At 67.5% G+C, this 12247-nt stretch carries 16 protein-coding genes and 1 tRNA gene; 12 read left to right on the top strand and 5 right to left on the bottom strand.

The annotated features are described in order from the left end of the window. Positions 1-4: 4 nt before the first annotated feature. Positions 5-772 carry a hypothetical protein gene (locus tag IC535_RS00370; protein ID WP_228884583.1) on the bottom strand — a complete coding sequence of 256 codons (768 nt, stop codon included), beginning with the start codon at positions 770-772 and terminating at the stop codon, positions 5-7. A 5-nt stretch (positions 773-777) separates the two neighbouring features. After that, complete coding sequence (locus IC535_RS00365) at positions 778-1170, bottom strand: hypothetical protein (RefSeq protein ID WP_228884582.1); 393 nt, start codon at positions 1168-1170, stop codon at positions 778-780. Positions 1171-1495: 325 nt separating this feature from the next. Between IC535_RS00365 and dusA the strand changes: the two genes are divergently transcribed. The 4 genes from dusA to IC535_RS00345 all read left to right on the top strand — a co-directional run bounded on the left by dusA (position 1496) and on the right by IC535_RS00345 (position 5291). Next, entirely contained in the window at positions 1496-2512 is a 1017-nt protein-coding gene (dusA, locus tag IC535_RS00360; RefSeq protein WP_228884581.1) for a tRNA dihydrouridine(20/20a) synthase DusA, read from the top strand. 212 nt (positions 2513-2724) lie between these two features. Further along, on the top strand, positions 2725-3090 hold the full coding sequence (locus IC535_RS00355; RefSeq protein WP_228884580.1) for a hypothetical protein: 366 nt from the start codon (positions 2725-2727) through the stop codon (positions 3088-3090). 75 nt (positions 3091-3165) lie between these two features. Beyond that, positions 3166-3849, top strand: a complete 684-nt coding sequence (locus tag IC535_RS00350) for a response regulator transcription factor (RefSeq protein WP_228884579.1) — start codon at positions 3166-3168, stop codon at positions 3847-3849. 23 nt (positions 3850-3872) lie between these two features. Continuing rightward, on the top strand, positions 3873-5291 hold the full coding sequence (locus tag IC535_RS00345) for an ATP-binding protein (RefSeq protein ID WP_228884578.1): 1419 nt from the start codon (positions 3873-3875) through the stop codon (positions 5289-5291). A gap of 102 nt (positions 5292-5393) precedes the next feature. Here IC535_RS00345 and IC535_RS00340 read toward each other — a convergent pair whose 3' ends face one another. Then, positions 5394-6209 (bottom strand): zinc-dependent peptidase, encoded by an 816-nt coding sequence (locus tag IC535_RS00340; protein WP_228884577.1) that lies wholly within the window; start codon positions 6207-6209, stop codon positions 5394-5396. After that, the gene (locus IC535_RS00335) at positions 6176-6454 is read right to left on the bottom strand and encodes a hypothetical protein (protein WP_228884576.1); all 279 of its coding nucleotides are present in this window, start codon (positions 6452-6454) and stop codon (positions 6176-6178) included. Before IC535_RS00335 ends, IC535_RS00340 begins: the two co-directional genes overlap by 34 nt. A gap of 130 nt (positions 6455-6584) precedes the next feature. Here IC535_RS00335 and birA point away from each other — a divergent pair, with 130 nt between their 5' ends. The 8 genes from birA to IC535_RS00295 all read left to right on the top strand — a co-directional run bounded on the left by birA (position 6585) and on the right by IC535_RS00295 (position 11243). Then, positions 6585-7553 carry a bifunctional biotin--[acetyl-CoA-carboxylase] ligase/biotin operon repressor BirA gene (gene birA / locus IC535_RS00330; protein ID WP_228884885.1) on the top strand — a complete coding sequence of 323 codons (969 nt, stop codon included), beginning with the start codon at positions 6585-6587 and terminating at the stop codon, positions 7551-7553. Beyond that, positions 7550-8287: a type III pantothenate kinase gene (locus IC535_RS00325; RefSeq protein WP_228884575.1), complete on the top strand. Its 738-nt coding sequence runs from the start codon at positions 7550-7552 to the stop codon at positions 8285-8287. Before birA ends, IC535_RS00325 begins: the two co-directional genes overlap by 4 nt. 10 nt (positions 8288-8297) lie before the next feature. Beyond that, positions 8298-9104, top strand: a complete 807-nt coding sequence (locus tag IC535_RS00320) for an SPOR domain-containing protein (RefSeq protein ID WP_228884574.1) — start codon at positions 8298-8300, stop codon at positions 9102-9104. Between the two features lie 43 nt (positions 9105-9147). Beyond that, positions 9148-9223 (top strand) — tRNA-Thr (locus tag IC535_RS00315). Between the two features lie 173 nt (positions 9224-9396). Continuing rightward, complete coding sequence (gene rocF, locus IC535_RS00310; protein WP_228884573.1) at positions 9397-10317, top strand: arginase; 921 nt, start codon at positions 9397-9399, stop codon at positions 10315-10317. Between the two features lie 149 nt (positions 10318-10466). Next, positions 10467-10619, top strand: coding sequence for an entericidin A/B family lipoprotein (locus IC535_RS00305; RefSeq protein WP_228884572.1), 153 nt, complete (start codon positions 10467-10469; stop codon positions 10617-10619). 69 nt (positions 10620-10688) lie between these two features. Further along, positions 10689-10826, top strand: coding sequence for an entericidin A/B family lipoprotein (locus IC535_RS00300; RefSeq protein WP_228884571.1), 138 nt, complete (start codon positions 10689-10691; stop codon positions 10824-10826). Positions 10827-11021: 195 nt separating this feature from the next. After that, the gene (locus IC535_RS00295; RefSeq protein WP_228884570.1) at positions 11022-11243 is read left to right on the top strand and encodes a CsbD family protein; all 222 of its coding nucleotides are present in this window, start codon (positions 11022-11024) and stop codon (positions 11241-11243) included. 102 nt (positions 11244-11345) lie between these two features. Here IC535_RS00295 and IC535_RS00290 read toward each other — a convergent pair whose 3' ends face one another. Further along, positions 11346-12152, bottom strand: coding sequence for a hypothetical protein (locus IC535_RS00290; RefSeq protein WP_228884569.1), 807 nt, complete (start codon positions 12150-12152; stop codon positions 11346-11348). Between the last annotated feature and the right edge of the window lie 95 nt (positions 12153-12247).

Raw genomic sequence — 12247 nt, 5'->3', positions numbered from 1 at the left:
TTCGCTAGCTGGAAATTCCCTTGGCGATCTGCATGAGCAGTTTTTCGCCGTCTTCGATGCGTGCGCCATCGTCACTGATCAAGGTCAACAGATACGCTCTGTTCGATGTAATCCAACGGAGCTCTGCTTTGCCTCTTCCGTCCTTTGATCGTGCGGTATAGGACCGGGCCGGGGTGCCATTGACCTGAGTATTGAGTGTCTCTCGAATCAATGTGTGCTTCGTCTTTGACGCCACGTAGTCATCTTCGGACAGGATTACCAAGCCGACGTTGGGAACACGATAGGTACGCGAAACGCCTGTAGAGCGGTCCCCACTCACTGTTCCGTTGGGTTCGGTGCTGAGCAACTCTGCCGCTCCGATGGGAGTTCTTGAGATATCCGAAGGCGCATAGGACAAACGGTGCTTCAGCTCCGCGTTGCTTCTTCGAGCAGGGCTTAGGCCTGCGACTACATCAGACGTGGATGGGATGGTGCCTGCTGCAACGTCCAAAGTGCCGCGGCTCCTGCTCTTGATGCCCTCTGCCACGCTCGCTTTGATCGAGGCAGGTGCGTCCATCTCCGCCAGAGAAACAATCTCCACTTGACCCTGGCTGGACGGCATTCGATTTTCCGCAGCCATCCGACTTTCGGTCGCTTGTTGCTGTGCCAGTGATTTCGTCCAGGCCGCCATATCGCGCTGTAGCGTAGCGGAGGGTTGGGGCGGCACGGTGGTCTGTGCGGGCGCCGGCGAAGCAATGCAGGCCAAGGCGAGCACGGCAATTCCAATCTTCATGTCGATCACCATTCCGTAACGCTGCAGTCAACGGTGGACGTTTCGCGGGTGCCGTGCTCAATGAGATTGAAGTTCTCATCCATGAGCATCCAGCTGTGATAACCGTTCACCTTCATAACTTCACTATCGTTGGTGTCGCCTGCGTAATGCCGCCATGAAAGCAACTGATCAGGGCTAGACAACATGTGTGCGGAGATGAGATCTCCCAGCGGAAGATGATCACTCAACGCTGTGCCGTAGAAATTTCGCAGCTGAGGCCTGTCATAGGTGACGGATTCGTTGACGAATCCCAGGCAGTTCGCTCTGCTTAACGTCCCGATATCTGCTGCAGCTGGGGCTGATGCGCTTGCCAGCAGAGCAGTTAAAACAACAGATAGCCTGGATCTTTCCATGTGCATGAGGCTTCCTTTGGACAGTCTTTTTCGCTTAGCTCGTTGTCTATCACCTCGTCCCTGTTGAAACAATCGCGAGTGTCTTGAAGTGAGATTCCGGCCGCAAATGGAACCAGCCTGCAATAGCCAGTCGGAGCGGTAGCCATTGCTGGCATCTGACTAGGTCGGCGGCCGTGTTTCGCAACGTTACGGAGCATCTGGAGACGGAACCCGGTCCGATGCGCTCTCGTCTTTGCGGCGAGCCAAGCCCGACAACGGACAGCGTTCATGCCGAGGGGGTAAACTGTTGATTGCGCTGGCATTGCCAGTGAATCTTGATCCCAGAACGCCCATGACCCAGCCTGCCTCCGACGCTGCGGCACGTTACACCGCCTCCCTGCGCCTGTCCGTCGCCCCGATGATGGACTGGACCGACCGCCATTGCCGGTACTTCCACCGGCTGCTGGCACCGGGTGCGCGGCTGTATACCGAGATGGTGCACGCCAATGCGGTGATCCAGGGCGACCGCGAGCGCCTGCTGGGTTTTGATCGCAGCGAACAGCCGCTGGCCCTGCAGCTGGGCGGCAGCGACCCGGCCCTGCTCGCCCAGGCCGCGCGGATCGCTCAGGACTGGGGCTATGACGAGGTCAACCTCAACTGTGGCTGCCCCTCCGACCGGGTCCAGGCCGGGCGCTTCGGCGCCTGCTTGATGCGCGAACCGGCCCTGGTGGCCGAGTGCGTGGCGGCCATGGCCGGGGCGGTCGAAATCCCGATCACGGTGAAGTGCCGGCTGGGCGTGGATGAAGACAACAGCTACGAAAACTTCCTGAACTTCGTCGATCAATCGGCCAACGCCGGCAGCGCGATGTTTATCGTGCATGCCCGCAACGCCTGGCTGAAGGGGCTGTCGCCGAAGGAAAACCGCGAGGTACCGCCGCTGCGCTACGAGTGGGCCCACCAGCTCAAGGCCGACCGCCCGCAACTGCAGGTCGTGCTCAATGGCGGCCTGGCCACGGTCGAGGCCGCCCAGGCGCAGCTGCCGGCGCTGGACGGGGTGATGCTGGGCCGGGCGGCCTACCACGATCCCTACCTGCTGCACCGGTTGGAGGCCGCCCAGACCGGCGCGCCGCTGCTGCCGCGCGAGGCCTTGCTGCGCGCCATGCGCCCCTACATCGACGAGCAGCTCGGCCGCGGCCTGGCGCTGAAACACATCACCCGCCACCTGCTGGGCCTGTACCACGGCCAGCCCGGCGGCCGCGCGTTCCGCCAGGTGCTCAGCGAGGGCGCGCACCGCGCAGGGGCCGACTGGACCCTGATCGAGCAGGCGCTGGCGGTGACCCGCGCCCAGGCCGAACGGGTCGCAGCGTGAACGGCATCACCCTGCTGACTTGACAAGCAGCACGCTATAGCCGCCAATGTTCACTTAGATGAACGGCATCGAGAGGCAGGCGGAAAAGTTCAGACCGGATTCACTGCGTAAAACCAAGAATTCGCTAAAGATTCGTAAAGTGCCGGCCTCGGCGGGCAGTTGTCGATTCACACATTTTGAACGTTTTGCCGCGCTCCGCTAGGATCAGACCGATGTTCTCCGTGACCTGCCACCGCCATGTTGTCGTCCTCGCCCTGCTGGCGACGGGCGCCGCTGCCGCCATCGGCAGTGTCGCGGCGCAGGAACCACCGGAGCCGGCCCGTGCCGAGATGGTCCGGGCCGCGCGCGGTGCCCCGCAGGAGCGTTCGCTGTCCGATGCGGTGCGCCGCGTCCAGCGCACCACCGGCGGCCACATTCTGGGCGCCGAGCGGGTGCCGTTCGACGGGCGCGACATCAACCGGGTCAAGTACATGGACGACCGGGGCCGGGTCCGCTACATGGACGACGCCGCGCCATCGCGTTCACAGCCCCGCCCCCCGCGTTCGGATATGTCATCACTACGCGGCGATAACCCCTGAACGGGGATAGTTGTCCGCAGTCATCTGTTTGTCACCCACTGGCCCCGGCCATACCCAGGAAACTAGGGAGAGTTCATGCGTATCCTTCTGGTCGAAGACGAAGCCCCGCTGCGGGAAACACTGGCAGCCCGGCTCAAGCGCGAAGGCTTTGCCGTCGATGCCGCGCAGGACGGTGAGGAAGGTCTGTACATGGGCCGCGAAGTGCCGTTCGACGTCGGCATCATCGATCTGGGCCTGCCCAAGATGTCGGGCATGGAACTGATCAAGGCGCTGCGCGACGAGGGCAAGAAATTCCCGGTGCTGATCCTCACTGCCCGCTCAAGCTGGCAGGACAAGGTCGAGGGCCTCAAGCAGGGCGCCGACGACTACCTGGTCAAGCCGTTCCATGTCGAAGAACTGCTGGCCCGCGTCAATGCGCTGCTGCGCCGTGCCGCCGGCTGGAGCAAGCCGACCCTGGAATGCGGCCCGGTCGCGCTGGATCTGGCCGCGCAGACGGTCAGCGTCGCCGGCAGCAACGTGGACCTCACCAGCTACGAGTACAAGGTGCTCGAATACCTGATGATGCATGCCGGTGAACTGGTCTCCAAGGCCGATCTCACCGAGCACATCTACCAGCAGGATTTCGACCGCGACTCCAACGTGCTGGAAGTGTTCATCGGCCGCCTGCGCAAGAAGCTCGATGCCGACGGCGAACTCAAGCCGATCGAAACCGTGCGTGGCCGCGGCTATCGGTTCGCGATTCCGCGCAACGAGGGCTGAGCCGCTAAACCGGCGATTGAATGATGTCAGGCCGTCTGTGGTTCTTTAAACGCTGGCGGCCGCGCTCGCTGCAGGCGCGCCAGTTGCTGGCCGCCTCGGTGGGCCTGGTGGCGTTCCTGGCGATCGCCGGCTACGCGCTGGATGCGGCCTTTGCCGATACCGCGCGCGCCAACCTGCAGGAACGCCTGAAGAACTACGCCCGCGCCTATGCGGCCGGGATCGACTTCACCCGCGACCGCTCGCTGTACATCCGCGAGCAGCCGCCGGATCCGCGTTTCGACACGCCAGGCAGCGGCCTGTACCTGCAGGTGGTGATGCCCGAAGGCAAGGGCAATTCGTTGTCGGCCGAAGGCCCGATGCTGCCTACCGCCGGGCTGCTGGCCCCACGCCAGGAAGTGTTCGAAGGTCCTTTGCCGATGATCCAGATCGATGGCAGCCCCGGCGCGGTCTACCGCTACGGTTGGGGCCTGGTGTGGGACGCCGACGCCGACCCGGCCACCGAATTCCCGTACACCATCTACGTGATGGAAGACTCGCGCGCGCTGGGCGCGCAGCTGCGCGTGTTCCGCGGCCGGGTCTGGTTCTGGATGGGCGGCGCCGGCCTGATCCTGCTGATGCTGCAGACCGTGATCCTGCAATGGAGCCTGCGCCCGATGCGGCGGGTGATCACCGAGTTGACCAAGGTCCAGCGCGGTGAAACCGAGCGCATGAGCGAGCGTCATCCGCGCGAGCTGGAACCGCTGACCGACAGCATCAATGCCTTCATCGAGAGCGAGCGCGAGAACCTGGAGCGCCAGCGCAACACCCTGGCCGACCTGGCGCACAGCCTGAAGACCCCGCTGGCGGTGCTGCGTACCCAGCTCGACAGCGGCGCGCACGACCAGGACCTGCGCGAGGAATTTGACGTGCAGCTGCGGCGCATGAACAACCTGGTGTCCTACCAGCTGGCGCGCGCGGCCTCGTCGGGCCACAAGCTGTTCTCGGCGCCGTTGCCGATCGAGTCCAATGCCGAAGAAATCGTGCGGGGGCTGGAAAAGGTCTACGCCGGCAAGGGCGTGCTGTGCGAGTTCGACATCGATGCCGCCGCGCGCTTCCATGGCGAGCCCGGCGACCTGCAGGAACTGCTCGGCAACCTGCTGGAGAACGCCTTCAAGTGGGCCAACCGGCGCGTGCTGCTCACCGCCAGGCCGCTGCCGGCGCCGGGCGCGCGCCGCCCCGGGCTGGTGCTGTCGGTGGACGACGATGGCCCGGGCATCGCCCCGGAGGACATCGCCAAGGTGCTGCAGCGCGGTGTGCGCGGCGATGAGCGCGTACAGGGCCACGGCATCGGCCTGTCGATCGTGCAGGACCTGATCAAGGACTACCGCGGCGAACTGCAGGTCAAGCGTTCGCCCGAGCTGGGCGGGGCGCGCTTTGAAGTGCAGCTGCCGCCGGGGCCGTGACCACCGCGCGCATCGACCAACGGTCGATGCCTACCCGCCAGGCGCCGACGTCATCGACCCGCCGGATGTCGCCGCCATCCAACCGCCGGTCATCGACCCCATCTACCCGGTAGGTACCGACCGTTGGTCGGTACCGGCAAACCCCGGCGGAGCCCCATAGAACCGGCGCAGATGCGCGGCCACCGTCGGCAGTTCCTGCTCAAGCAGGTCCGGCGCGGAAAAATGGTATTCGGTGGCCACCGCGAAGAATTCTTCCGGCGCCTCGGCCGCATATGGGTCGATACGCGTCGGCCGGCCGGCATCCACCCGTGCGCAGAAGCCATCGTAGGCCGCCTGGAAATCGGCGGCCCATTGCTTCTGCCAGGTTCGCGGCAGCGGCGGGGTGCCGTCGATCGCCCCGTCCAGCGCGTCGATCTTGTGCGCCATCTCATGCACCGCCACGCAATAGCCGGCATGCGGGTCGGCGATGTCGGCCTGGATGTCGGCCCAGGACAGGATCAACGGACCACTGTCCCAGGATTCGCCGATCAGCTCGTCGTCCCACTCATGCAGCACGCCGGCGGCATCGACATGGCTGCGCTGCACCCGGAACGCATCGGGGTAGACGATCAGCTGCGACCAGCCGCGCAGGCCGATCTCGCCCAGTTCCAGCAGCGGCAGGCAGCACAACGCCGCCAGCAGCACGCCATCGGCCTGGTCCAGCTGCAGGCCGCCGACCGGGCTGATGGTCTTTTCGTGCAGGAAGCGCGCGCTCAGCGCGGCCAGGCGCTCGCGCCGCGGCGCATCCAGCGCCTGCAACCACGGGCCGCGCTGGCAGGCCTGCTGCCACAACGCCGGATCAATCGTGCGCGGCGTGCGCCGCAACCAACCCCACATGCGTTCGATCAGCGGAACATGCCGGGCAGGAAACTGTGCCATTTCGGGGCGCGCAGGCGCGGCAGCACATCGTCATCGCCGCCGCCGCCGCTGCTGGTACCGCCGCTGGCTGCCGGCTTGGCCGTGGCCGGCGCGCGCGCCGCCGGGGCCGCCGATGCGGGGGGAGTACGTTCGTTGTCGGTCGGCGAATACACACAGCCACCCCGCCCCGAACTGGTCAGCGCATCGGAAGCATGCGCGGCCATGGGAGCCATCAGCAGGATCAGGCAGGGGGCGAACGGGCGCATCGTCGACATCCGTAGGAACGGGACAGTCTTCGATTCTAGCCCGATTCAGCGGCCGCGTTGGAAGACCGCCCGGCGGGCACCGGGCGCGGCTTTCCCGCATAATTTTGCCGATTACCTGATGGAAGCTGCCGTGGACGACCGCCAACTGCTGGCCAAACTGGGCGCCGGGCGCCTGTCCGGCGATGCACTGGCCCGCGAGCTGGGCCACACCCGCGCTGCAATTTGGAAGCGAATTCAAGGGCTTAGGGCTTCCGGCATTGCCATCGACGGGCGCGCCGGGGACGGCTACCAGTTGCAGCAGACCCTGGACCTGCTCGATGCCGACACCTTGCATGCTGCGCTGCCGGCGACGCTGGTACCGCTGTTGGCCTCGCTGGAGATCGCCTGGAGCGTGGGTTCGACCAACAGCGAATTGCTGCGCTGCAGCGCGCCTGAGCGCGGCTCGGCGGTGCTGCTGGCCGAGCGCCAGACCGGCGGCCGTGGCCGTCGCGGCCGGGCCTGGTCCTCGCCGCTGGCCGCCCATGTCTACCTGTCGGTGCTGCGCGGCTTCGCCGGCGGGCTGTCGCGGCTGGGCGGGCTGAGCCTGGTGGCCGGCGTGGCGGTGGCCGAGGCGCTGCGCGCGCAGGGCTTTGCCGGGATGGCGCTGAAATGGCCCAACGATCTGGTGGTCGATGGCCACAAGCTGGGCGGCCTGCTGGTCGAGGGCGGCGGCGAGTTCGCCGGCCCGGCCCGCGCGGTGATCGGGCTGGGCGTCAACGTACGCATGCCGGCCCTGTTCGCCGCGCAGATCACCCAGCCCTGGACCGACCTGGCCACCCTGGCCGGCGCCCGCGCGGTCGACCGCAACGCGGTGGTGGCCGGCATCCTGGCCCGCCTGCTGCCGGCGCTGGAGGCCTTCGAGGCCGATGGCCTGGCCCCGTTCCTGCCGCGCTATGCCGCGCTGGACTGCCTGGCCGGCCGCGCGGTGCGGGTGCAGGAGGGCGATGACTGGTACGAGGGGCAGGCACTGGGCCTGGCCGACGACGGCGCGCTGCGCGTGCGCATCGGCGGCAGCGAGCGGCTGTTCCATGCCGGCGAAGTCAGCGTGAGGGCGCAATGAGCGACTGGTTGTTCGACCTGGGCAATTCGCGGTTCAAGTTCGCCCCGTTGCTGGACGCGCGGGCCGGTGCGGTGCAGGCCTGGCCGCACGGTGTCGAGGCGATGCCGGCGCCGGCCCTGGCCGCCCTGCCGCAGGGCGACACCGCCTATGTGGCCAGCGTGGCCGCACCGACGCTGACCGCGGCGATGCTGGCCGTGCTGCAGGCGCGGTTCGGCCGGGTGCAGGTGGTGCGTACCACCGCCGAGCATGCCGGCGTGCGCATCGCCTATGCCGACCCGGCCAGGTTCGGGGTGGACCGGTTCCTGGCCCTGCTGGCGGCGGCGCAGCGCCAGCAGCCGGTGATCGTGGCCGGGGTGGGCACCGCGCTGACCATCGACCTGCTCGACGCCGATGGCCGCCACCACGGCGGCCGCATCGCCGCCTCGCCCACCACCATGCGCGAGGCGCTGCATGCGCGCGCCGTGCAGCTGCCGGCCAGCGGCGGCGATTACCGCGAATTCGCCGATGACACCGCCGATGCGCTGGCCTCCGGCTGCGATGGTGCGGCGGTGGCGCTGATCGAACGCAGCCGCGTGCAGGCCGCCGGCGTGCTCGGCAGCCTGCCGACCCTGCTGGTGCACGGTGGCGGCGCGCCGGCGCTGCTGCCGCTGCTGGCCGATGCGCAGTTCCAGCCGTCGCTGGTGCTGGACGGCCTGGCGCGCTGGGCGGTGCACCAGCCACCGGCGGCACGGTAGGATCGCCCGCATGCTTACCCGTGCCCTGATCGTCGTGCTGGTCATCCTCAACCTGGGGGTGGCGCTGTGGTGGATGCTGCGTGGCGAACCGGTGCCGCCGGCGCCCGAACCGGCGCGTGGCGTCGCGCAACTGCAGCTGCTGCCGGCGGTGTCCACGCCGGCACCGGCCGTTGCCGCCGCACCCACCGCAGCGCTGGATGATGTGACCCCCGCCGCCACGCCTGCGCCAGCCGCCGCCCCCGCAACTCCAGCGCCCAGCCCGACGCCCGTGGCGCCCGCCGCGGCGCCTGCCACGGCCACCGCAGTCATTGCGCCGGCCGTGGCACCCCCGCCGCCCACTGCCGCACCGGTGCCCGCGCAATGCCTGAGCCTGGGGCCGTTCGCCGACCGTGCCGCCGCCCAGGCCGCGCAGGCCAAGGCGGGTTCGCTGCTGCGCGGCGCCCGCCTGCGTGAGGTCGCCGACGCCGGTGCCACCCGCTACCGGGTGGTATTGCCGGCCGCGGCCAGCCGCGAAGAAGCCCAGGCCACGGTCAAGCGCATCGTGGCGGCCGGCCTGAGCGACTACTACATCATTGCCCAGGGCGAAGAAACCAATGCCATCGCGCTGGGCCAGTACCGCAACCGCGAAGGCGCCGACCGGCGCATGGCCGCGCTCAGCGCCGCCGGCTTCAACGCCCGGCTGGTGGCCAGCGGCGGCGATGGCAGCGCGCAGTGGTGGCTGGATGCGACCCTGGCCGGCCAGGCCGACCCGGCCGGTGCCCGCCAGCGCAGCGGTGCGGCACAACAGCGTTCGCTGGATTGCGCGCGCTTGCGCTAGAATCCGTGGTCCGCGACGGCCCCGTGCCGCTCGCCGTGCCGATGCCGGCATAGCTCAGTTGGTAGAGCAACCGCCTTGTAAGCGGTAGGTCCCCAGTTCGAATCCGGGTGCCGGCACCACCATCGACCCCACGTGACGTCTACCGGCCAAGGTGACGTTTACCGACCTGCGTGATGTCTACCGACCTGCGTGTCGTCTACCGACCAACGGTCGGTAGCTACCTGCTGCACCGCCGCAGGTAGCGGGGGGCTGCGCTGGCTAGACTGTGCTCCTTTGCAATGGAGCAGCAGCGATGGCGATGTATTCCCCGGTTTCCCTGATCGGCGTTCCCACCGACATCGGGGCCGGCCACCGTGGTGCGGGGTTGGGCCCCGATGCGCTGCGCATTGCCGGCCTGGCCGAAGCGCTGACCGCCCGCGGCGTGGACGTGCGCGACCTGGGCAACCTGGACGGGCCGCGCAACCCCTGGACCGCGCCGGTGCAGGGTTACCGCCACCTGGACGAAGTAGTGGCCTGGAACCGCGCGCTGATGGACGCCACCTATGCCGAACTACAGGCCGGGCGCATGCCGATCATGCTCGGCGGCGACCATTGCCTGGGCATCGGCTCGATCACCGCGGTGGCGCGCTGGTGCCGCGAGCAGGGCAAGACCCTGCGCGTGCTGTGGCTGGACGCGCATTCGGATTTCAACACCAGCGAGGTGACGCCGTCGGGCAATGTGCATGGCATGCCGGTGGCCTGCCTGTGCGGCCTCGGCCCGGATGCGTTGACCCGGCTGGGTGGCGATGCGCCGGCGATCCGCCCGCAGCAGGTGCACCAGATCGGCATCCGTTCGGTGGACCAGGAGGAAAAACGCCTGATCAAGCAGCACCAGGTGGACGTGTACGACATGCGCTACATCGATGAGGCGGGCATGAAGCGCACCATGGAAGCGGCGCTGCAGGGCATCGATGCCAACACCCACCTGCACGTGAGTTTCGATGTGGACTTCCTCGACCCGAGCATCGCCCCGGGCGTGGGCACCACCGTGCCCGGCGGGGTCAACTACCGCGAGGCGCAGCTGGTGATGGAGATGATCGCCGACACCGGGCGCATGGGCTCGCTGGATATCGTCGAGTTGAATCCGCTGCTGGACAACCGCAACAGCACCGCCGTGCTGGCGGTGGACCTGGTGGAAAGCCTGTTTGGCAAATCCACCCTGATGCGCGACTGAGGCCCGCCGGCGGGTCTTTCCGGCGGCTGGCTGAACAGCGGCGGCGTGCGTTCACATGAACTGCACGCCGCTGCCGCCAGATTGCATCTCACGCGGCGGCAGTGTCGGCGACGGCATCGACGCCACCGCGATCAGGAAGAGGAGCAATCATGAAGCGCGTCATTTCCCTGTTGCTGTTGGGTCTGTTTTCCACGGCCATGCTCAGTGGCTGCAACACCATGGCCGGTGCTGGCAAGGACATGCAGAAAGCCGGTGAGAAGGTCGAGGACAAGGCAGGCGACTGCAGCGACGGCAAGTGCTGACCGCACTGGCAGCTCATCTGACAGGTGGGACCGGATTTCGGTGTCGAATTGAATAAACAGGAGAACCCCATGAAGCGTGTTATCGCACTGATGCTGTTGTCGATGTTCTCGGTGGCCGTGCTGTCGGGCTGCAACACCGTTGCCGGTGCCGGCAAGGATGTGCAGAAGGCTGGCGAGAAGGTTGAAGACGCTGCCAAGGGCAACTGATCCACCGATCAGTGCCGCAATGAAAAAGGCCGGGGATTTCCCCGGCCTTTTTTCTTGCCTGTCGTGGGGTGCCGGGCCAGCGCCCGTTCAAGCAGGTGAGCGCGCGTTTCATCCGCGCTTGACCGTCGCCAAACGTCGTCGGCCGCAAGCTGTCTGCACGGCGATGATGCCGTTGCAACCCAAGGAAGCGAACCCATGAACAAAGACATCATTTCCGGCAAGTGGACCCAGCTCAAGGGCAAGGCGCAGGCCAAGTGGGGCGACCTGACCGACGACGATTTCAAGGTGGCCGAAGGCAACGCCGAGTACCTGGCCGGCCGCCTGCAGGAACGCTACGGCTGGGCGCGCGACCGCGCCGAAACCGAGGTGCGTGACTTCGAACAAGCCATGCGCAAGGAATATCCGGATTACCACTGATGCCGTTGTAACGGTGCAGTGAGGCGGCGTTGGCCGCCGGGGGTATGACAACAGGCGGGCCGCTCATGCGGCCCGCCTGTTGTTTTGCGGCCCGGCCAGGATTCAGCGCCAGCCGCGCGCCGGCGGATCGGGCACGTAGCTGTTCGGGAACGCCTGCGGTGCCTCTTCGCCACGCGGCAGCCGGGCCGGCATGATGCCGCGCGCGATCAGGTTGCGCGCGCTGTCGTAGCGCACGTCCACGCGCTGGGCGGGCATGCTGCTGGCGCGTTCGAAGCTGGTGTTGTCCACCAGCGAGGTCTCGCGCTGGCCATGGCCGGTGCCCAGCTGCGGGGCCGGTGCGGCGCGTTCAGCGCTGGACGCCATGTCCGCGGCTGCTTCGCCCTGGATCTGGCGGCGCAGGGCCGGGCGCCCGGGCCGCGCGATCGGCGGCGCTGCCGGCTCCGGCAGGTAACGGCTGGCCTCGTTGAACACCGCGATGCCGATCACCCCGATGTTGTCGGCGCGGCCGGTGCGTGCGGCGTAGCTGCGGCCGGGGTCGGTGAACACGAACTGGGCCACTTCCCGGGACGATTTGCGCCAGCCGCTGATGTCGGCGGTCTGCCACGGGTCGAGCACATAGCCGGTCTGGGCGGGGCCGGCGACCTCGCCGGTGATCGCGTTCAGGCCATCCACCGACAGCACCACCAGCACCCGCTGGCCGCTGTCGTTGTGCAGCCGCACGCTGTAGCGATGGCCCTGGCGGCCGGCCACCCAGCGTTGCGGGCCCTGGCGGTACTGGTCCAGCAACTGTCCGGCATCGCGGTCCAGGATCTGCAGCGACACCGGGCCGGCATCGTTGCGCGGGGGCGCCACACGGGTGAAGCCGCACAGCATCAGCACGGCCAGCAGGGGCAGGGTCAGGCGTTTCATGGCAGGCATCCGGGGTCAGGTAGGGGATTGAACGCGCCAGCCCGGCCAACGGGGTTGCACGCGGGCAGGTAAACTGGGGGCGTTCAACTGTCCGT

This window comes from Stenotrophomonas rhizophila (genome assembly GCF_020857975.1).
In the GTDB taxonomy this organism is placed as follows: Bacteria; Pseudomonadota; Gammaproteobacteria; order Xanthomonadales; family Xanthomonadaceae; genus Stenotrophomonas; species Stenotrophomonas rhizophila_C.
The sequence above is the reverse complement of the archived record's forward strand: the minus strand, read 5'-3'. Positions and strand labels throughout refer to the sequence as shown.